General features: G+C 59.7%; 18 protein-coding genes and 1 tRNA gene. 18 read left to right on the forward strand and 1 reads right to left on the reverse strand.

Annotated elements, in window-relative coordinates; genetic code table 11:
* From GR198_RS33535 to rpoC, 12 genes are all read left to right on the forward strand, one after another.
* The coding region (locus GR198_RS33535) for an elongation factor Tu (RefSeq protein WP_164070367.1) at window positions 1-797 on the forward strand (797 nt) is incomplete at its 5' end.
* Between the two features lie 202 nt (window positions 798-999).
* Window positions 1,000-1,134 (forward strand): hypothetical protein, encoded by a 135-nt coding sequence (locus GR198_RS36180; protein ID WP_003547509.1) that lies wholly within the window; start codon window positions 1,000-1,002, stop codon window positions 1,132-1,134.
* 171 nt (window positions 1,135-1,305) lie between these two features.
* Complete coding sequence (locus GR198_RS33540) at window positions 1,306-2,199, forward strand: NAD-dependent epimerase/dehydratase family protein (RefSeq protein ID WP_017960033.1); 894 nt, start codon at window positions 1,306-1,308, stop codon at window positions 2,197-2,199.
* A gap of 168 nt (window positions 2,200-2,367) precedes the next feature.
* Window positions 2,368-2,443, forward strand: a tRNA-Trp gene (locus tag GR198_RS33545).
* A 195-nt stretch (window positions 2,444-2,638) separates the two neighbouring features.
* Window positions 2,639-2,839: a preprotein translocase subunit SecE gene (gene secE, locus GR198_RS33550; RefSeq protein WP_003547514.1), complete on the forward strand. Its 201-nt coding sequence runs from the start codon at window positions 2,639-2,641 to the stop codon at window positions 2,837-2,839.
* Window positions 2,840-2,856: 17 nt separating this feature from the next.
* The gene (gene nusG / locus GR198_RS33555) at window positions 2,857-3,387 is read left to right on the forward strand and encodes a transcription termination/antitermination protein NusG (protein ID WP_003547516.1); all 531 of its coding nucleotides are present in this window, start codon (window positions 2,857-2,859) and stop codon (window positions 3,385-3,387) included.
* 176 nt (window positions 3,388-3,563) lie between these two features.
* A complete protein-coding gene (gene rplK, locus GR198_RS33560; protein WP_003547518.1) occupies window positions 3,564-3,995 on the forward strand; it encodes a 50S ribosomal protein L11 in 432 nt (143 codons plus the stop codon).
* A gap of 4 nt (window positions 3,996-3,999) precedes the next feature.
* Entirely contained in the window at window positions 4,000-4,701 is a 702-nt protein-coding gene (gene rplA / locus GR198_RS33565) for a 50S ribosomal protein L1 (protein ID WP_003547520.1), read from the forward strand.
* A 329-nt stretch (window positions 4,702-5,030) separates the two neighbouring features.
* Window positions 5,031-5,549, forward strand: coding sequence for a 50S ribosomal protein L10 (rplJ, locus tag GR198_RS33570; protein ID WP_003547522.1), 519 nt, complete (start codon window positions 5,031-5,033; stop codon window positions 5,547-5,549).
* 58 nt (window positions 5,550-5,607) lie between these two features.
* The gene (rplL, locus tag GR198_RS33575; RefSeq protein WP_020049535.1) at window positions 5,608-5,985 is read left to right on the forward strand and encodes a 50S ribosomal protein L7/L12; all 378 of its coding nucleotides are present in this window, start codon (window positions 5,608-5,610) and stop codon (window positions 5,983-5,985) included.
* Window positions 5,986-6,248: 263 nt separating this feature from the next.
* Window positions 6,249-10,388: a DNA-directed RNA polymerase subunit beta gene (gene rpoB / locus GR198_RS33580; protein ID WP_029875731.1), complete on the forward strand. Its 4,140-nt coding sequence runs from the start codon at window positions 6,249-6,251 to the stop codon at window positions 10,386-10,388.
* A 190-nt stretch (window positions 10,389-10,578) separates the two neighbouring features.
* Window positions 10,579-14,787, forward strand: a complete 4,209-nt coding sequence (rpoC, locus tag GR198_RS33585) for a DNA-directed RNA polymerase subunit beta' (protein ID WP_026158635.1) — start codon at window positions 10,579-10,581, stop codon at window positions 14,785-14,787.
* A gap of 153 nt (window positions 14,788-14,940) precedes the next feature.
* Here the strand turns inward: rpoC and GR198_RS33590 are convergent, their stop codons facing one another.
* Complete coding sequence (locus GR198_RS33590; RefSeq protein WP_003547528.1) at window positions 14,941-15,234, reverse strand: hypothetical protein; 294 nt, start codon at window positions 15,232-15,234, stop codon at window positions 14,941-14,943.
* Between the two features lie 497 nt (window positions 15,235-15,731).
* On the opposite strand from GR198_RS33590, the gene rpsL reads away from it, so the two are divergent.
* The 6 genes from rpsL to rplC all read left to right on the forward strand — a co-directional run bounded on the left by rpsL (window position 15,732) and on the right by rplC (window position 21,169).
* Window positions 15,732-16,103 carry a 30S ribosomal protein S12 gene (rpsL, locus tag GR198_RS33595; protein WP_003547537.1) on the forward strand — a complete coding sequence of 124 codons (372 nt, stop codon included), beginning with the start codon at window positions 15,732-15,734 and terminating at the stop codon, window positions 16,101-16,103.
* Between the two features lie 78 nt (window positions 16,104-16,181).
* On the forward strand, window positions 16,182-16,652 hold the full coding sequence (rpsG, locus tag GR198_RS33600; RefSeq protein ID WP_003547538.1) for a 30S ribosomal protein S7: 471 nt from the start codon (window positions 16,182-16,184) through the stop codon (window positions 16,650-16,652).
* A 29-nt stretch (window positions 16,653-16,681) separates the two neighbouring features.
* Window positions 16,682-18,781, forward strand: a complete 2,100-nt coding sequence (fusA, locus tag GR198_RS33605) for an elongation factor G (protein WP_017993648.1) — start codon at window positions 16,682-16,684, stop codon at window positions 18,779-18,781.
* 68 nt (window positions 18,782-18,849) lie between these two features.
* A complete protein-coding gene (gene tuf, locus GR198_RS33610; protein ID WP_012757012.1) occupies window positions 18,850-20,025 on the forward strand; it encodes an elongation factor Tu in 1,176 nt (391 codons plus the stop codon).
* A gap of 154 nt (window positions 20,026-20,179) precedes the next feature.
* Window positions 20,180-20,488, forward strand: a complete 309-nt coding sequence (rpsJ, locus tag GR198_RS33615) for a 30S ribosomal protein S10 (protein WP_003547547.1) — start codon at window positions 20,180-20,182, stop codon at window positions 20,486-20,488.
* Window positions 20,489-20,527: 39 nt separating this feature from the next.
* The gene (gene rplC / locus GR198_RS33620; RefSeq protein WP_003558542.1) at window positions 20,528-21,169 is read left to right on the forward strand and encodes a 50S ribosomal protein L3; all 642 of its coding nucleotides are present in this window, start codon (window positions 20,528-20,530) and stop codon (window positions 21,167-21,169) included.
* Window positions 21,170-21,171 lie beyond the last annotated feature (2 nt).

The following is a 21,171-nucleotide window of genomic DNA, read 5'->3' on the forward strand; positions in this document are numbered from 1 at the left end:
TGGTGTTCCTGAACAAGGTCGACCAGGTTGACGACGCCGAGCTTCTCGAACTGGTCGAGCTCGAAGTTCGCGAACTGCTGTCGTCCTACGACTTCCCGGGCGACGATATCCCGATCGTCAAGGGTTCGGCGCTTGCTGCTCTCGAAGATTCGGACAAGAAGATCGGCGAAGATTCGATCCGCGAACTGATGGCCGCTGTCGACGCCTACATCCCGACGCCTGAGCGTCCGATCAACCTGCCGTTCCTGCTGCCGATCGAAGACGTGTTCTCGATCTCTGGCCGCGGTACGGTTGTGACCGGCCGCGTCGAGCGTGGCATTGTCAAGGTTGGCGAAGAAGTCGAGATCGTCGGCATCCGTCCGACGACGAAGACGACGGTGACCGGCGTTGAAATGTTCCGCAAGCTGCTCGATCAGGGCCAGGCCGGCGACAACATCGGCGCGCTGATCCGCGGCGTCACCCGTGACGGCGTTGAGCGTGGCCAGATTCTGTGCAAGCCGGGTTCGGTCAAGCCGCACAAGAAGTTCATGGCAGAAGCCTACATCCTGACGAAGGAAGAGGGTGGCCGTCATACGCCGTTCTTCACCAACTACCGTCCGCAGTTCTACTTCCGCACGACCGACGTGACGGGTATCGTGACGCTGCCGGAAGGCACAGAGATGGTCATGCCGGGCGACAACGTCACGGTATCGGTCGAGCTGATCGTTCCGATCGCGATGGAAGAAAAGCTGCGCTTCGCTATCCGCGAAGGCGGCCGCACCGTCGGCGCCGGCATCGTCGCGTCGATCGTCGAGTAACTTTCGAGTTATCCGCAATTATGAAGACCCCGCTGGAAACAGCGGGGTTTTTCATTTTCATGGCTTCCTGTAGGTTTAACAGGTGTTGTAAAAATATCGTTAAGTTGGCCTGTCACAGTATTTTGTTCATCTCACGTTCAGAAACCGGTTTGTGATTGGACCATTGTAGTCCAGACTCCTCCTTGCAAAGAGGAGAGCCCGGATGATTCCAAAGGCCACATTCGCTGCGACGATATTCGCGATGTATGTTTTCACGATGTTTTTCATCGCTGCAATTCCGCAAGAAGTTGTTCAGTCTGCCGTCGTGCAGATTGGCGAGGTAAGTGTCGTCAAGTGACGACCTTTGCCGAACATCGCAGGGTTCTGCGGTGATCGGAAATGATCGGCCAGGTGCTCCCGGATAGGATGCTCCTGGCGACGCGGGGGTGAACCCTTGCAGGACGCTCGCTTGCTCTTCGCGCGGAAGCGTCTATCTATGCCTCCGATTTCATGACGCGGAGGATATTCCATGAAGAGACGTATTCTATTCACCGGCGGTTCGGGCAAGGCAGGTCGCCATGCGGTGCCGTGGCTCGTCAATGCCGGCTACGAGGTTCACAACCTCGATCTCGTGCCGCTGGATAGCCCGGGCGTCACCAATCTCATCGCCGACATCACCGATAGCGGTCAGGTCTTCAACGCGCTTTCGATGCATCGCGATTTTCCCGATCTCGACGCGGGCAGGGGCGTACAGCCCTTCGACGCCGTCGTGCACTTCGCCGCCATCCCGCGCATCCTGATCAAGCCCGATAACGAAACCTTCCGCATCAACACGATGGGCACTTATAATGTCATCGAGGCGGCGGTGAAGCTCGGCATCCGCAAGATCATCGTCGCATCGAGCGAGACGACTTACGGCGTCTGCTTTGCCGAAGGCCATCGCGATTTCCACCAGTTCCCGCTGGAGGAGGACTACGACGTCAATCCGATGGATTCCTACGGCCTTTCCAAGGTGGTCAACGAAAAGACGGCGCGCGCCTTTGCCGAACGTTCGGGCTTCGATATCTATGCGCTGCGCATCGGCAACGTCATCGAGCCTGACGAGTACGAGAAGTTTCCGACCTATTTCGCCAATCCCGAGATGCGCAAGCGTATCGCCTGGAGCTATATCGACGCCCGCGACCTCGGGCAGATCTGCCATCTCTGCATCGAGAAGGACGGTCTCGGCTACCAGGTCTTCAACGCCGCCAACGACACCGTCTCTGCCAATACGCCATCGAAAGAGCTTGCGAAGCGATTCTTTCCGAATGTGCCCTTCACCCGCGAGATCGGCGAATATGAGGGCCTGCTCTCCAATCGCAAGATCCGCGAGGTGCTGGGTTTTAAGGAAGAACACGATTGGCGGAAATATGTGAAGGTCTGAACGGACCGTGGTTCCGCGATTGAAAGGCCGATCGCTCGCATATCAGGAGAATGGCTTTGAAAATCGAAAATCGTGCTTGCCAATCCCGTGCCGTCGTCTTAAAGGGAGCGCCATGCTTTTCAGCAGCGATTTGCGGGCCTTGGCCCTGGCGCTGAATGATCGGTATGAAGGGGTATAGCTCAGTTGGTAGAGCGGCGGTCTCCAAAACCGCAGGTCGTAGGTTCGAGCCCTACTGCCCCTGCCATTTTCCTTGATGCGGGACAGCGCGGACATGCTCGCGGCATTTCCGGTCGGGGATTGATTGGTGGTAAGTAATTTCGTTAAACTTCGGTTTCCCCCTTGTGTATTCGGAAATCGGTGTTTATTTAGGGTTCAACAGACACGCGGTGCGTGGGGCTGATAGTTTCAGCTTTACGCGCCGTAATTGCGTGGGCAGTCGATGGCATCCAAATCCAATCCGTTTGCGTTTCTGCAGCAGGTTCGCTCCGAGACGTCCAAAGTTACATGGCCGTCGCGCCGCGAGACCATGATCTCGACGGTCATGGTGCTGGTGATGGTGGTTTTCGCCGCGCTGTTTTTCTTTGCCGCTGACCAGCTGATCGGCTGGGCTCTGAGCTTCGTGCTGAATACCGGCAACTGATACGGGTGGAAATGAAAATGGCGGCACGTTGGTACATCGTCCACGCATATTCAAATTTTGAAAAGAAGGTGGCTGAAGACATCGAGAACAAGGCTCGCCAGAAGGGGCTTGAGCACCTGTTCGAGAAGATCCTTGTGCCGACTGAAAAGGTGGTGGAAGTGCGTCGCGGCCGTAAGGTCGATTCCGAGCGCAAGTTTTTCCCGGGCTATGTCATGGTTCGTGCCAATCTGACGGACGAAGCCTACCACCTGATCAAGAATACGCCGAAGGTCACAGGTTTCCTCGGCTCCGACAATAAGCCCGTTCCGATTCCGGATTATGAAGCCGAGCGCATTCTCGGTCAGGTCCAGGAAGGTGTCGAGCGGCCGAAGGCCTCCATTACCTTCGAGATCGGCGAGCAGGTCCGCGTTTCCGACGGCCCGTTCGCGTCGTTCAACGGCACGGTTCAGGATGTGGACGAAGAACGTTCGCGCCTGAAGGTGGAAGTGTCGATCTTCGGCCGCGCAACGCCGGTCGAGCTCGAATACGCTCAGGTCGAGAAGGTCTGATTTCAGAAACTGGAAGCTGGCCCTTGCGGCCTGTTTCCTGCGGGCCTTGTCAGCACCCGCGTGGAAGGTGAGGGGTCTTAGCCGGACCCTAAGGATCCGCACCACGCAACCGCAGCCGCCGGAGAAATCCGGCATCACGGGCCGGGCGACCGGCCGTTCATGAAAGGCAGAGAGATATGGCTAAGAAAGTTGCAGGCCAGCTCAAGCTTCAGGTCAAGGCAGGATCGGCAAACCCGTCCCCGCCGATTGGTCCGGCGCTTGGTCAGCGTGGCATTAACATCATGGAATTCTGCAAGGCGTTCAATGCCGCCACGCAGGAAATGGAAAAGGGCATGCCGATTCCGGTCGTCATCACCTATTACCAGGACAAGTCCTTCACCTTCGCGATGAAGCAGCCGCCGGTCAGCTACTGGCTGAAGAAGGAAGCGAAGATCACGTCCGGTTCCAAGACGCCCGGCAAGGGCGCCAAGGCCGGCTCCCTCACCAAGGCTCAGATCAAGTCGATCGCAGAAGCCAAGATGAAGGATCTGAACGCAGCGGATATCGAAGGTGCAATGGCGATGATCGAGGGCTCTGCCCGCGCCATGGGCCTGGAAGTGGTGGGTTAAGATCATGGCTGGTAAGCGCACGCAGAAGATCAACGAAGGTGTTGATCCCACCAAGCTCTACGCTCTGACCCTGGCCATCGGCATGGTCAAGGAACGGGCTGTCGCCAAGTTCGACGAAACCATCGAAGTCTCGATGAACCTCGGCGTCGACCCGCGCCATGCGGACCAGATGGTTCGTGGCGTCGTCAACCTGCCGAACGGCACGGGCCGCACGGTTCGCGTCGCCGTCTTCGCTCGTGGCGCCAAGGCTGACGAAGCCAAGGCTGCCGGTGCCGATATCGTCGGCGCCGAAGACCTCGTCGAAATCGTCCAGGGCGGCAAGATCGAATTCGATCGCTGCATCGCCACCCCTGACATGATGCCGCTCGTCGGCCGCCTCGGTAAGGTTCTCGGTCCGCGCGGCATGATGCCGAACCCGAAGGTCGGCACCGTCACCATGGATGTCGCTGGAGCCGTCAAGGCTTCCAAGGGCGGCGCTGTCGAGTTCCGCGTCGAGAAGGCTGGCATCGTCCATGCCGGTATCGGCAAGGCCTCGTTCGACGCCAAGGCTCTGGAAGAAAACATCCGCGCCTTTGCTGACGCCGTCATCAAGGCGAAGCCGGCTGGCGCCAAGGGCAACTACGTCAAGCGCGTGGCGATTTCCTCGACCATGGGTCCGGGCGTCAAGATCGAGCCCGGCTCGGTCACCGGTGCTCCGGCTGCGTAAGTTTATGGCCGGGCTTTAAGTCCGGCGACTGAATTTCCGGCCTCGCAAGGGGCCGGAATATTCCGGAGAAATCCGGAATCCTGTCCGAGATTGCAGGTGGTTTTCCCTTAATCACTGTGCCTGCATGAGACGGGTAAGACCCGAATTGCAAGAAGTTCGCTTCTAGGAACTCGGTTCGAGCCTTGGATGCCTTGTGCCTCTTTAGCCTTGATTGGCGCGAGAGCGCGGGGGGACAGGATCCTCAAGCGTCGCTTGGGATCTCGCATGATCCCAGGAGGCAAAAGGCAACCGGCGGGCCCATTTTCGGTCCCGCCAACTGGAGATAGGCAGTGGAAAGAGCGGAAAAACGCGAATTCGTCACGGAACTGAACGAAGTCTTCAAGGCTTCGGGCTCAGTTGTCGTGGCCCACTATGCTGGTGCCACAGTCGCGCAGATGAACGATTTTCGTTCGAAGATGCGCGCAGCTGGCGGTACCGTCAAAGTCGCGAAGAACCGCCTGGCCAAGATTGCCCTTCAGGGTACGGAAGCGGAAGGGATGTCCAATCTCTTCAAGGGTCAGACGCTGATTGCATACAGCACCGATCCGATCACCGCTCCGAAGGTCGTCATGGATTTCGCCAAGACCAATGACAAGATCATTGTTCTGGGCGGCGCCATGGGAACAACCACGCTCAACGCCGATGCAGTCAAGTCGCTTGCGACCCTGCCTTCGCTCGATGAGCTGCGTGCGAAGCTGCTGGGCATGATCCAGACACCGGCTACCCGCATCGCTGGGGTTGTTGCAGCACCGGCAAGCCAGCTTGCCCGCGTGTTTGCGGCCTACGCCAAGAAGGACGAAGCCGCGTAAGGCGGTTTTTCGCTGTTTATAATCAACCGGTTCGAACCGAACAAAAGGAACTAGTAAAATGGCTGATCTCGCAAAGATCGTTGACGACCTCTCCTCGCTGACCGTTCTGGAAGCTGCAGAACTGTCGAAGCTTCTCGAAGAAAAGTGGGGCGTTTCCGCTGCTGCTCCGGTAGCTGTTGCTGCCGCTGCCGGCGGTGCTGCTGCTGCTGTCGTTGAAGAAGAAAAGACCGAGTTCGACGTCATCCTCACGGATGTCGGCGCCAACAAGATCAACGTCATCAAGGAAGTCCGCGCCATCACTGGTCTCGGCCTCAAGGAAGCCAAGGATCTCGTTGAAGCCGCTCCGAAGGCTGTCAAGGAAGGCGTCAACAAGGCTGAAGCCGCTGACATCAAGAAGAAGCTTGAAGACGCTGGCGCCAAGGCCGACGTCAAGTAATCTTGAACTGCTTTTGGGAGGCAGTATCTCTACTGCCTCCCATTTGCCGTTTTTCTGAACGAATTACCCAAAAGCCGCGTCGAAACGGCTTTTGGGTAATGGGTTCTTCAAAAGGATGGTCTCGCACCGAGGGCAGCACAGCAATCCGAGCTGAGCGTTTTCTGGGGTCGGACGAGATTGAACTACTCATTGATTGACGGGATCGACTGGCCATCGGTTCCCGTCCGTTGCAGGCCCGGGTGCAAGATTTTGAAGGAGCGACGATGGCTCAGACCCTTTCGTTCAACGGTCGTAGGCGCGTACGCAAGTTTTTTGGTAAGATCCCCGAAGTCGCAGAAATGCCGAACCTCATCGAGGTTCAGAAGGCGTCCTACGACCAGTTTCTGATGGTAGAAGAGCCGAAGGGCGGCCGACCCGACGAGGGTCTTCAGGCCGTATTCAAGTCGGTTTTCCCGATCACCGACTTCTCTGGCGCATCCATGCTGGAATTCGTGTCCTACGAGTTCGAACCGCCGAAGTTCGACGTTGACGAATGCCGTCAGCGCGACCTGACCTATGCAGCGCCGCTGAAGGTGACGCTGCGCCTCATCGTGTTCGATATCGACGAGGATACCGGCGCGAAGTCGATCAAGGACATCAAGGAACAGTCCGTTTACATGGGCGACATGCCGCTCATGACCAACAACGGCACGTTCATCGTCAACGGCACCGAGCGCGTCATCGTCTCCCAGATGCACCGTTCGCCGGGCGTCTTCTTCGACCACGACAAGGGCAAGAGCCATTCTTCCGGCAAGCTGCTCTTTGCTGCGCGCGTCATCCCTTATCGCGGTTCCTGGCTCGATATCGAATTCGACGCCAAGGACATCGTCTACGCTCGTATCGATCGCCGCCGCAAGATCCCTGTCACGTCGCTGCTGATGGCGCTCGGCATGGACGGCGAGGAAATCCTCGACACCTTCTACACGAAGTCGCTCTACAAGCGCGACGGCGAAGGCTGGCGCATTCCCTTCATGCCGGAAACGCTGAAGGGTGCCAAGGCGATCACCGAGATGGTCGACGCCGATACCGGCGAAGTCGTCGTGGAAGCCGGCAAGAAGCTGACCCCGCGCCTGCTGCGCACGCTGTCCGACAAGGGCCTGAAGGCCCTCAAGGCCGCCGACGACGATCTTTACGGCAACTACCTTGCCGGCGACATCGTCAACTACTCGACGGGTGAGATCTACCTCGAAGCCGGCGACGAAATCGACGAGAAGACGCTTGGCATCATCCTGGCGAACGGCTTCGACGAGATCCCGGTTCTCGGCATCGACCACATCAATGTCGGCGCCTATATCCGCAACACGCTGACAGCCGACAAGAACGAGAACCGTCAGGACGCTCTGTTCGACATCTACCGCGTCATGCGTCCGGGTGAGCCGCCGACCATGGAATCGGCCGAAGCCATGTTCAACTCGCTGTTCTTCGATGCGGAGCGTTACGACCTCTCCGCCGTCGGCCGCGTCAAGATGAACATGCGCCTCGACCTGACCGTCGAAGACACCGTCCGCATCCTGCGCAAGGACGACATTCTGGCCGTGGTCAGGATGCTGGTCGAACTGCGCGACGGCAAGGGCGAGATCGACGACATCGACAACCTCGGCAACCGCCGCGTCCGTTCGGTCGGCGAGCTGATGGAAAACCAGTACCGTCTCGGCCTGCTGCGCATGGAGCGCGCGATCAAGGAACGCATGTCCTCGATCGAGATCGACACGGTGATGCCGCAGGACCTGATCAATGCCAAGCCGGCAGCTGCTGCCGTGCGCGAATTCTTCGGTTCCTCGCAGCTCTCGCAGTTCATGGACCAGGTCAACCCGCTCTCGGAAATCACCCACAAGCGCCGTCTTTCGGCTCTTGGCCCGGGCGGTCTGACCCGTGAGCGTGCCGGCTTCGAAGTCCGCGACGTGCATCCGACCCACTATGGCCGCATCTGCCCGATCGAAACGCCGGAAGGCCCGAACATCGGTCTCATCAACTCGCTTGCGACCTTTGCCCGCGTCAACAAGTACGGCTTCATCGAAAGCCCGTACCGCCGCATCGTCGACGGCAAGGTGACGAGCGACGTGCTCTACCTCTCCGCCATGGAAGAGGCGAAGTACTACGTCGCCCAGGCCAACGCCGAGATGAACGCTGACGGTTCCTTCGTCGACGAATTCGTCGTCTGCCGTCATGCCGGCGAAGTTATGCTCGCCCCGCGCGACAGCATGAACCTGATGGACGTCTCGCCGAAGCAGGTCGTTTCGGTCGCAGCCGCGCTTATCCCGTTCCTGGAAAACGACGACGCCAACCGCGCGCTCATGGGCTCGAACATGCAGCGTCAGGCAGTGCCGCTGCTGCGTGCCGAAGCTCCGTTCGTCGGTACCGGCATGGAGCCGGTGGTTGCCCGAGACTCTGGTGCTGCCATCGGCGCTCGCCGCGGCGGCGTGGTCGACCAGGTCGACGCGACGCGTATCGTTATCCGCGCCACGGAAGACCTCGAAGCCGGCAAGTCCGGCGTCGATATCTACCGCCTGCAGAAGTTCCAGCGTTCGAACCAGAACACCTGCGTCAACCAGCGCCCGCTGGTCACCGTCGGCGACGAGGTCAACCGTGGCGACATTCTCGCCGACGGCCCGTCGACCGATCTCGGCGACCTGGCGCTCGGCCGCAACGCGCTCGTCGCGTTCATGCCTTGGAACGGCTACAACTACGAAGACTCGATCCTGCTCTCCGAGCGTATCGTTGCCGACGACGTGTTCACCTCCATCCACATCGAAGAATTCGAAGTGATGGCGCGCGACACCAAGCTTGGTCCTGAGGAAATCACCCGCGATATTCCGAACGTTTCGGAAGAAGCGCTGAAGAACCTCGACGAAGCCGGCATCGTCTATATCGGCGCCGAAGTTCAGCCGGGCGATATCCTCGTCGGTAAGATCACGCCGAAGGGTGAAAGCCCGATGACGCCGGAAGAAAAGCTTCTGCGCGCCATCTTTGGCGAAAAGGCCTCCGACGTGCGCGACACATCCATGCGCATGCCGCCCGGCACCTACGGCACGATCGTCGAAGTCCGCGTCTTCAACCGCCACGGCGTTGAAAAAGACGAGCGCGCGATGGCCATCGAGCGCGAAGAAATCGAGCGTCTGGCAAAGGACCGTGACGACGAGCAGGCGATCCTCGACCGTAACGTCTACGGCCGTCTGATCGAGATGCTGCGCGGCCAGGCCTCCATTGCCGGCCCGAAGGGCTTTAAGAAGGGAGCCGAGCTTTCGAACGCCGTCGTCTCCGAATATCCCCGCTCGCAGTGGTGGATGTTCGCGGTCGAAGACGAAAAGGTCCAGAGCGAGCTCGAAGCGCTCCGCGGTCAGTACGACGAATCCAAGTCGCGCCTCGAACAGCGCTTCATGGACAAGGTCGAAAAAGTCCAGCGCGGCGATGAAATGCCTCCTGGCGTCATGAAGATGGTCAAGGTCTTCGTCGCGGTAAAGCGCAAGATCCAGCCGGGCGACAAGATGGCCGGCCGTCACGGGAACAAGGGCGTCGTCTCGCGCATTGTGCCGGTGGAGGACATGCCGTTCCTCGAAGACGGCACGCATGTCGACGTCGTTCTGAACCCGCTCGGCGTGCCTTCGCGCATGAACGTCGGTCAGATCCTGGAAACCCATCTGGGTTGGGCTTGCGCCGGCATGGGTCGCCAGATCGGCGAACTGATCGACGCATACAAGGCCAATGGCAACATTGAGCCGCTGCGCAAGACCATCGGCGATGTCGTCGGAGACGGCCCGAAGGCCGAACAGGTCCATGAGTTCGACGACGACTCGGTTCTGCGTCTCGCCGACCAGTGGAAGCGCGGCGTTTCGATTGCGACGCCTGTTTTCGACGGCGCGAACGAAGCCGACGTCAACGACATGCTGCGTCTGGCAGGCCTCAAGGATAGCGGTCAGTCGACGCTCTATGACGGCCGTACCGGTGAGCAGTTCGACCGCCAGGTGACCGTGGGCTACATCTACATGCTGAAGCTCAACCATCTGGTCGACGACAAGATTCATGCTCGTTCGATCGGTCCTTACTCGCTCGTGACCCAGCAGCCGCTGGGCGGCAAGGCGCAGTTCGGCGGCCAGCGCTTCGGCGAAATGGAAGTCTGGGCGCTCGAAGCATACGGCGCGGCCTACACGCTGCAGGAAATGCTGACGGTGAAGTCGGACGACGTCGCCGGCCGCACCAAGGTCTACGAAGCCATCGTCCGAGGAGACGACACGTTCGAAGCCGGTATTCCGGAAAGCTTCAACGTTCTCGTCAAGGAAATGCGCTCACTGGGCCTCAGCGTCGAGCTCGAGAACACCAAGCTTGACGAGGCGCAGGCAGCTCAGCTGCCCGACGCGGCCGAGTAAGCACTTGATAGGGCGTGCGCTGCCAATGCGGCGCACGCCGGTCCCACCGGGCGCCGTATCCGTGTCGGCCCGGAAGGGAAGTTTCGCCGCATCCAGCGGTTATTCTCGTTTAAGCGAGGGAGGCGGCTCCCGGGAATTTGCCGCCGACCATCGCATTTTGAGGGCGCTTTAGCCCATGAAGGAGACAGGCATGAACCAAGAGGTCATGAATCTTTTCAATCCGCAGGTGCCTGCACAGAATTTCGATTCTATTCGGATTTCGATCGCGTCTCCGGAGAAGATCCTCTCCTGGTCTTACGGTGAGATCAAGAAGCCGGAAACCATCAACTATCGTACGTTCAAGCCGGAACGCGACGGTCTGTTCTGCGCGCGCATCTTCGGGCCGATCAAGGACTACGAATGCCTGTGCGGCAAGTACAAGCGCATGAAGTACAAGGGCATCATCTGCGAAAAGTGTGGCGTCGAAGTCACGCTGTCGCGCGTTCGCCGTGAGCGCATGGGCCATATCGAGCTCGCCGCTCCCGTTGCCCACATCTGGTTCCTGAAGTCGCTGCCATCACGCATTTCGACGCTGCTCGACATGACGCTGAAGGATGTCGAGCGCGTTCTCTACTTCGAAAACTACATTGTCACCGAGCCGGGCCTGACCGCCCTGAAGGAGCACCAGCTCCTCTCGGAAGAAGAGTACATGCTTGCCGTCGACGAATACGGCGAAGACCAGTTCACCGCGATGATCGGCGCCGAGGCGATCTACGAGATGCTGGCCTCGATGAACCTCGAAAAGATCGCTGGCGACCTGCGCGCCGAGCTTGCCGACACCACGTCGGATCTCAAGCAGAAGAAGCTGATGAAGCGCCTGAAGATCGTCGAGAACTTCATGGAGTCGGGCAACCGTCCGGAATGGATGATCATGAAGGTCGTTCCGGTCATCCCGCCGGATCTGCGTCCGCTGGTTCCGCTCGACGGCGGCCGTTTCGCGACGTCGGATCTGAACGATCTCTACCGCCGCGTCATCAACCGTAACAACCGTCTGAAGCGCCTGATCGAGCTTCGTGCGCCTGGCATCATCATCCGCAACGAAAAGCGCATGCTGCAGGAATCCGTTGACGCGCTGTTCGACAACGGCCGTCGCGGCCGCGTCATCACCGGTGCCAACAAGCGTCCGCTGAAGTCGCTCTCCGACATGCTGAAGGGCAAGCAGGGCCGCTTCCGCCAGAACCTGCTCGGCAAGCGCGTCGACTATTCCGGCCGTTCGGTCATCGTCACCGGTCCGGAACTGAAGCTGCATCAGTGCGGCCTGCCGAAGAAGATGGCGCTCGAGCTCTTCAAGCCGTTCATCTATGCCCGCCTCGACGCCAAGGGTTACTCCTCGACCGTCAAGCAGGCCAAGAAGCTGGTCGAGAAGGAAAAGCCGGAAGTCTGGGATATCCTCGACGAGGTTATCCGCGAGCATCCGGTTCTCTTGAATCGCGCACCGACGCTGCACCGCCTGGGCATCCAGGCCTTCGAACCTATCCTGGTCGAAGGCAAGGCGATCCAGCTGCATCCGCTCGTCTGCACTGCCTTCAACGCCGATTTCGACGGCGACCAGATGGCCGTTCACGTGCCGCTGTCGCTCGAAGCCCAGCTCGAAGCCCGCGTGCTGATGATGTCGACCAACAACATCCTGCATCCGGCCAACGGCGCGCCGATCATCGTTCCCTCGCAGGACATGGTTCTCGGCCTCTACTATCTGTCGATCCTCAACCAGAACGAGCCGGGCGAAGGCATGGCCTTCTCCGATCTCGGCGAGCTGCATCACGCCCTCGAAAGCAAGGTCGTGACGCTGCACACCAAGATCCGCGGCCGCTTCAAGTCGGTCGACGAGGATGGCAAGCCTTACTCGAAGATCTATGAGACGACGCCTGGCCGTCTGCTCATCGGCGAACTGCTGCCGAAGAACGGCAAGGTGCCCTTCGATATCTGCAACCAGGAAATGACCAAGAAGAACATCTCGAAGATGATCGACACGGTCTATCGCCATTGCGGCCAGAAGGACACGGTCATTTTCTGCGACCGCATCATGCAGCTCGGCTTCGCCCACGCCTGCCGCGCCGGCATTTCGTTCGGCAAGGACGACATGGTCATTCCGGATGCCAAGGCCAAGATCGTTGCCGACACCGAAAACCTGGTGAAGGAATACGAGCAGCAGTATAATGACGGCCTCATCACCCAGGGCGAAAAGTACAACAAGGTTGTCGACGCCTGGGGCAAGGCGACCGAAAAGGTCGCCGAAGAGATGATGGCCCGCATCAAGGCGGTCGAATTCGACGAGAAGACCGGTCGCCAGAAGCCGATGAACTCGATCTACATGATGAGCCACTCCGGTGCCCGAGGTTCTCCGAACCAGATGCGCCAGCTGGGCGGCATGCGTGGCCTCATGGCCAAGCCGTCGGGCGAAATCATCGAGACCCCGATCATCTCGAACTTCAAGGAAGGCCTGACGGTCAACGAGTACTTCAACTCGACCCACGGCGCCCGTAAGGGTCTGGCAGACACCGCCCTGAAGACCGCCAACTCCGGCTACCTGACCCGCCGTCTCGTCGACGTCGCGCAGGATTGCATCGTCACGCATGTCGATTGCGGAACGCAGACGGGCCTCACCATGACCGCCATCGTCGATGCCGGCCAGGTGGTTGCCTCGATCGGCGCCCGTATCCTCGGCCGCACGGCGCTCGACGACATCGATCATCCGGTCACGGGTGAGCGCATCGTCGATGCCGGCAGGATGATCCTCGAGCCCGACGTCGTCGAAATCGAGAAGGCCGGCATCCAGTCGATCCGCATCCGCTCGGCACTGACCTGCGAAATCCAGACGGGCGTCTGCTCGGTCTGCTACGGCCGCGACCTCGCGCGCGGTACGCCGGTCAATATGGGCGAAGCCGTCGGCGTCATCGCTGCTCAGTCGATCGGCGAACCGGGCACCCAGCTCACCATGCGTACCTTCCACCTTGGCGGTACGGCAACCGTGGTCGACCAGTCGTTCCTCGAAGCCTCGTACGAAGGTACGGTGCAGATCAAGAACCGCAACATCCTGCGCAACTCCGATGGCAACCTCGTTGCCATGGGCCGTAACATGACCGTCCAGATCCTGGACGAACGTGGTGTCGAGCGGTCGTCGCAGCGCGTGGCCTACGGTTCGAAGCTGCATGTCGACGAAGGCGACAAGGTCAAGCGCGGCCAGCGCCTGGCAGAGTGGGACCCCTACACCCGTCCGATGATGACGGAAGTGGCCGGTACCGTTCAGTTTGAAGATCTGGTCGACGGTCTCTCCGTTCTGGAAGCGACCGACGAATCGACCGGCATCACCAAGCGTCAGGTCATCGACTGGCGTTCGACCCCGCGCGGCTCGGACCTCAAGCCGGCGATCGTCATCAAGGATGCCAGCGGCAATATCGCGAAGCTGTCTCGTGGTGGTGACGCCCGCTTCTTCCTCTCGGTCGATGCAATCCTGTCGGTCGAGCCGGGCACGAAGGTCTCCCAGGGTGACGTTCTCGCTCGTTCGCCGCTCGAAAGCGCCAAGACCAAGGACATCACCGGCGGTCTGCCGCGTGTTGCCGAGTTGTTCGAAGCCCGCCGTCCGAAGGACCACGCCATCATCGCAGAGATCGATGGTACGATCCGTCTCGGCCGCGACTACAAGAACAAGCGTCGCGTCATCATCGAGCCGGCGGAAGACGGTGTCGAGCCTGTCGAATACCTGATCCCGAAGGGCAAGCCCTTCCACCTTCAGGAAGGTGACTATATCGAAAAGGGTGACTACATCCTCGACGGTAACCCGGCTCCGCACGATATCCTGGCGATCAAGGGCGTGGAGGCTCTGGCCTCCTACCTCGTCAACGAGATCCAGGAAGTCTACCGCCTGCAGGGCGTCGTCATCAACGACAAGCACATCGAGGTGATTGTCCGTCAGATGCTGCAGAAGGTCGAAATCACCGATGCAGGCGACTCGACCTATATCGTCGGCGACAATGTCGACCGGATCGAGCTCGAAGACGTCAACGATCACCTGATCGAGCAGGGCAAGAAGCCAGCCTACGGCGATCCGGTTCTTCTCGGCATCACCAAGGCATCGCTGCAGACCCCGTCCTTCATCTCGGCCGCTTCCTTCCAGGAAACGACCAAGGTGCTGACGGAAGCTGCGATCGCCGGCAAGACCGACGGCCTGCAGGGTCTGAAGGAAAACGTCATCGTCGGCCGCCTTATCCCGGCCGGTACCGGCGGCACCATGACCCAGATCCGCCGCATCGCCACGTCGCGCGACGAGATGATCCTCGAAGAGCGCCGCAAGGGCACGGGTGCTGCCGTCGCCACGCCGATGCTGCAGGACATGGCCGAAAAGGCTCCGGCTGCGGAATAATCCGCGGCTGAAGTCGATGAATTGAAAAACCGCCCGGAGCGATCCGGGCGGTTTTTCGTTTTAGTCTGCTCTGATCGGTCTGGCGGGGGAGGGAGGGCGCTGCTTTCCGCTTATGCTGCCTTTGGCGACCGGCAGCGTGAGCGGCGGCTCCCTTCAGTTGAACCGGATGATCGCGACTTCGCCTTCGACGGCGCCCTGGTATGCAGATGCGTGCGGCTCTTCGGCCGGGACCTCGGTCAGCATGCCGATCTGGTCGAGATCTGCTTCGATGAAGCCTTCCTCGGCAAGGGCGTTCAAGGCCTCGCGTACGGCAGTGTCGTCGTCAGGCGCCTTGAGCATGATGTGCAGGTCGATGCCTTCGCTGGCGTCGGACTCGTAGCCCTTGCCGATGATGATGAAGATCATCGGGCCGTCGAAATTATTGTCGTTATCAGGTGTCGTAATCATCGCCTGTCCTTCGGCTCTTTGACGATTCGGTCGCTCGAATCCTGCTGTGAGGGCCGAACGCCGCAATTGCTGATTCCTTAACCGCTTTTGCTGCAATGCCCAAGTTTTTATCTTGGGGCACGGCCGTGAATTCGTCTAGAAGGATGAAACAGGGCGTTCGGCCGCCATATCAAGGCGATACGGCGAGTTTATTTCTTAACCGGCCTTGACGAGACGGGTGGAAACCAGTAGTACCCCGGCCATCAGATCCCATGTGAGGCTTGGCTGTTCGGGGCGACTCGCCCTGAAGTTCACCTCAAACAAGGTTCTAAACGCACGTTGAAGTCATGATGCTGCACGCACGACGCATATTTTATGTGTCCTCTGCTCCTTGTGGTCCATCTGCGGAAGCGGATCGGGCCATATTTTGCGCATTGACGGAAAGCGCGCGTCACTGCCGGAGACGGCGCGAGTTCAAGCCCGTAAGGGTACTGAGATAAAACGTAAGGGATGGTTGAATGCCTACCGTAAACCAGCTGATCCGCAAGCCTCGCCAGGCGAACGTAAAGCGTAACAAGGTTCCCGCACTCCAGGAGAACCCGCAGAAGCGCGGCGTTTGCACGCGCGTCTACACGACGACGCCGAAGAAGCCGAACTCGGCTCTGCGTAAGGTCGCAAAGATCCGCCTGACCAACGGCTTCGAAGTCATTGGTTACATCCCCGGCGAAGGTCACAACCTTCAGGAACACTCCGTCGTCATGATCCGTGGCGGCCGCGTTAAGGACCTTCCGGGTGTCCGTTATCACATCATCCGCGGCGTTCTCGATACCCAGGGTGTCAAGAACCGCAAGCAGCGCCGCTCCAAGTACGGCGCGAAGCGTCCGAAGTAATTCGGTTTTTTGAATAATCCGGCGCTGCGCGAGGTCCTCCGCGTCATGAAGCGCCTTAACGGTTGAAGAGACAAAACTATGTCCAGACGTCATAAAGCAGAAAAGCGCGAGATCAATCCGGACCCGAAGTTCGGCGATCTCGTCGTCACCAAGTTCATGAATGCCATCATGCTCGACGGCAAGAAGTCCGTTGCTGAAAACATCGTCTACGGTGCGTTCGACGTCGTCCACGGCAAGTCCAAGCAGGAGCCGCTCACGGTTTTCCATTCTGCGCTTGAGAACATTGCCCCGCACGTTGAAGTTCGCTCGCGTCGTGTCGGTGGTGCGACCTACCAGGTCCCCGTCGATGTTCGTCCGGAGCGCCGCCAGGCTCTTGCTATTCGCTGGCTGATCGCTGCTGCCCGCAAGCGCAATGAAACGACTATGGTTGACCGCCTTTCCGGCGAACTGCTCGATGCGTCCAACAACCGCGGCTCCGCCGTCAAGAAGCGCGAAGACACGCACAAGATGGCTGACGCCAACCGCGCGTTCTCGCACTATCGCTGGTAATTCCGAACGGTATCGAAAGGCAGTCCACAATGGCTCGCGAATATAAGATCGAAGACTACCGTAATTTCGGTATCATGGCGCATATCGACGCCGGCAAGACCACGACCACCGAGCGTATTCTTTATTACACCGGCAAGTCGCACAAGATCGGCGAAGTCCACGACGGCGCAGCCACCATGGACTGGATGGAGCAGGAGCAGGAGCGTGGCATCACGATCACCTCTGCTGCCACCACGACCTACTGGAAGGGCCGTGACGGCAAGACGCGCCGCTTCAACATCATCGACACTCCCGGCCACGTTGACTTCACCATCGAAGTTGAGCGTTCGCTGCGCGTTCTCGACGGCGCCATCGCGCTGCTCGACGCCAACGCCGGTGTTGAGCCGCAGACGGAAACCGTCTGGCGCCAGGCCGAGAAGTACAATGTCCCGCGGATGATCTTCTGCAACAAGATGGACAAGACCGGCGCGGACTTCTACCGCTCCGTCGAGATGATCAAGACCCGTCTCGGTGCAACGGCCGTCGTCATGCAGCTGCCGATCGGTGCTGAGACCGAATTCAAGGGCGTCATCGACCTGGTCGAGATGAACGCACTCATCTGGCGCGACGAGTCGCTCGGCGCCCAGTGGGATGTCGTCGAGATCCCCGAGGACATGAAGGCCAAGGCTGAAGAATATCGCGAAAAGCTGATCGAGACGGTCGTCGATATCGACGAAGCCGCCACCGAAGCTTACCTCGAAGGCATTCTGCCCGACAACGATCAGATCCGTGCGCTGGTTCGCCGCGGCACGATCGACGTCAAGTTCCACCCGATGTTCTGCGGCACGGCCTTCAAGAACAAGGGCGTGCAGCCGCTGCTCGACGCCGTTGTCGACTACCTGCCGTCGCCGATGGACATCCCGGCGATCAAGGGCATCGATTTCAAGACGGAAGCCGAAATCGAGCGTCATGCCGATGACAGCGAGCCGCTTTCCATGCTCGCCTTCAAGATCATGAACGACCCCTTCGTCGGTTCGCTGACCTTCGCCCGCATCTACTCCGGCAAGCTCGAAAAGGGCACGTCGGTCATCAACACGGTCAAGGACAAGCGCGAGCGCGTCGGCCGTATGCTGCAGATGCACTCCAACTCGCGGGAAGACATCGAAGAAGCCTTCGCAGGCGACATCGTCGCTCTCGCCGGCCTCAAGGAAACCACGACGGGCGACACGCTCTGCGATCCGCTGAAGCCGGTTATCCTCGAGCGCATGGAATTCCCGGAGCCGGTCATCCAGATCGCCATCGAGCCGAAGACCAAGGGCGACCAGGAAAAGATGGGCCTCGCGCTCAACCGCCTAGCTGCTGAAGATCCGTCCTTCCGCGTCAAGACCGACCAGGAATCAGGTCAGACCATCATCGCCGGCATGGGCGAACTGCATCTCGACATCATCGTCGACCGCATGCGTCGTGAGTTCAAGGTCGAAGCAACCGTCGGCGCGCCGCAGGTTGCCTACCGCGAAACCATCACCCGGACGCACGAAGAAGACTACACGCACAAGAAGCAGTCCGGCGGTACCGGCCAGTTCGCGCGCGTCAAGATCGTCTTCGAACCGAACCCGGATGGCGACGAATTCAAGTTCGAATCGAAGATCGTCGGCGGTTCCGTTCCGAAGGAATACATCCCCGGCGTCCAGAAGGGCATCGAAAGCGTTCTGTCTTCGGGTCCGCTCGCGGGCTTCCCGATGCTCGGCGTCAAGGCGACCCTCATCGACGGCGCCTTCCACGACGTCGACTCCTCGGTTCTCGCCTTCGAAATCGCATCGCGTGCCTGCTTCCGTGAAGCAGCCAGGAAGGCCGGCGCTCAGCTGCTCGAGCCGATGATGAAGGTCGAAGTCGTCACCCCGGAAGATTACGTCGGCGACGTTATCGGCGACCTGAACTCCCGTCGCGGTCAGATCCAGGGCCAGGAAAGCCGTGGTATCGCCGTCGTCATCAACGCGAACGTCCCGCTCGCGAACATGTTCAAGTACGTCGACAACCTGCGCTCCATGTCCCAGGGCCGCGCCCAGTACACGATGACCTTCGATCACTATTCGCCGGTCCCGTCGAACGTCGCAACTGAAATCCAGGCAAAGTATTCCGGTCAGAAGTGACCGGAATACCAATTGACCGATAACAAGAATTAGATCCCTTCGGGGACTAGCAAAACGGAGACCCGAAAATGGGAAAGAGTAAGTTTGAGCGCAACAAGCCGCACGTCAACATTGGCACGATTGGCCACGTTGACCACGGTAAGACGTCTCTGACGGCAGCGATCACGAAGTACTTCGGTGAGTACAAGGCGTACGACCAGATCGACGCGGCTCCGGAAGAAAAGGCGCGTGGCATCACGATTTCGACGGCCCACGTTGAATACGAGACGCCGGCCCGCCACTACGCCCACGTCGACTGCCCCGGCCACGCCGACTACGTCAAGAACATGATCACCGGTGCTGCCCAGATGGACGGCGCGATCCTGGTGTGCTCGGCCGCTGACGGCCCGATGCCGCAGACGCGCGAACACATCCTGCTGGCCCGCCAGGTCGGCGTTCCGGCAATCGTGGTGTTCCTGAACAAGGTCGACCAGGTTGACGACGCCGAGCTTCTCGAACTGGTCGAGCTCGAAGTTCGCGAACTGCTGTCGTCCTACGACTTCCCGGGCGACGATATCCCGATCGTCAAGGGTTCAGCACTTGCTGCTCTCGAAGATTCGGACAAGAAGATCGGCGAAGATTCGATCCGTGAACTGATGGCCGCTGTCGACGCCTACATCCCGACGCCTGAGCGTCCGATCAACCTGCCGTTCCTGCTGCCGATCGAAGACGTGTTCTCGATCTCTGGCCGCGGTACGGTTGTGACCGGCCGCGTCGAGCGTGGCATTGTCAAGGTTGGCGAAGAAGTCGAGATCGTCGGCATCCGCCCGACGACGAAGACGACGGTGACCGGCGTTGAAATGTTCCGCAAGCTGCTCGATCAGGGCCAGGCTGGCGACAACATCGGCGCGCTGATCCGCGGCGTTACCCGTGATGGCGTTGAACGTGGCCAGATTCTGTGCAAGCCGGGTTCGGTCAAGCCGCACAAGAAGTTCATGGCTGAAGCCTACATCCTGACGAAGGAAGAGGGTGGCCGTCATACGCCGTTCTTCACCAACTACCGTCCGCAGTTCTACTTCCGCACGACCGACGTGACGGGCATTGTGACGCTGCCTGAGGGCACCGAGATGGTCATGCCTGGCGACAACGTCACGGTATCGGTCGAGCTGATCGTTCCGATCGCGATGGAAGAAAAGCTGCGCTTCGCGATCCGCGAAGGCGGCCGCACCGTCGGCGCCGGCATCGTCGCGTCGATCGTCGAGTAATTAGCGGCTGGGCCACCTGGCCCAAGGAAAGGACAGGGACGCCGATCTCGGTGTCCCTCTCGATCTTTGAAACCGGTGGCCCGCTAACGTAACTGAAGGTAAGTCGTGTCCCTAAGTGGTGACACGCGGATAACAGACACAAGGATAAAGTCGAATGAACGGCCAGAATATCCGCATCCGCCTGAAGGCGTTCGATCACCGGATTCTCGACGCCTCCACGCGTGAGATCGTATCGACGGCTAAGCGCACCGGTGCAAGCGTCCGGGGCCCCGTTCCGCTTCCGACCCGCATCGAGAAGTTTACGGTCAACCGGTCCCCGCACATCGACAAGAAGAGCCGCGAACAGTTCGAGATGCGCACGCATAAGCGCCTTCTCGATATCGTTGACCCGACCCCGCAGACGGTAGACGCGCTGATGAAGCTCGATCTCGCCGCCGGTGTCGATGTTGAGATCAAGCTCTGAGACCTCGGGTCTTCGGGCTGAGTGAGAAGGATTGAACCGATGCGTTCAGGTGTGATTGCACAGAAGGTGGGAATGACCCGCGTCTATAACGACGCCGGCGAGCATGTCCCGGTAACGGTACTGCGTATGGAGGCCGTCCAGGTCGTTGCCACGCGCACTGTCGAAAAGAATGGCTATACCGCAGTTCAGCTCGGTGCCGGCCAGGCGAAGGTAAAGAACACGTCGAAGGCGATGCGCGGCAACTTTGCCATTGCCAACGTCGAGCCGAAGGCCAAGGTCACTGAATTCCGCGTTTCGGAAGACAACCTGCTGGAGATCGGCACGGAGATCAAGGCGGGCCACTTCGCAGCTGGCCAGCTGGTCGACGTGACGGGTACGACGATCGGCAAGGGTTTTGCCGGCGCCATGAAGCGTCACGGCTTCGGCGGTTTGCGCGCCACGCACGGTGTGTCGGTGTCGCACCGCTCGCACGGTTCGACTGGCTCGCGCCAGGATCCGGGCAAGGTTTTCAAGAACAAGAAGATGGCTGGTCACATGGGCCAGACGCGCGTCACGACGCAGAACCTGGAAGTGGTTTCGACCGACGAAGATCGTGGTCTGATCCTGATCAAGGGTGCTGTTCCTGGTTCCAAGGGTGCTTGGATCATCGTGCGCGACGCCGTCAAGTCGGCCGCGAAGTAAGG

It is taken from the genome of Rhizobium leguminosarum (genome assembly GCF_010668065.1).
Classification (GTDB): Bacteria; Pseudomonadota; Alphaproteobacteria; order Rhizobiales; family Rhizobiaceae; genus Rhizobium; species Rhizobium leguminosarum_S.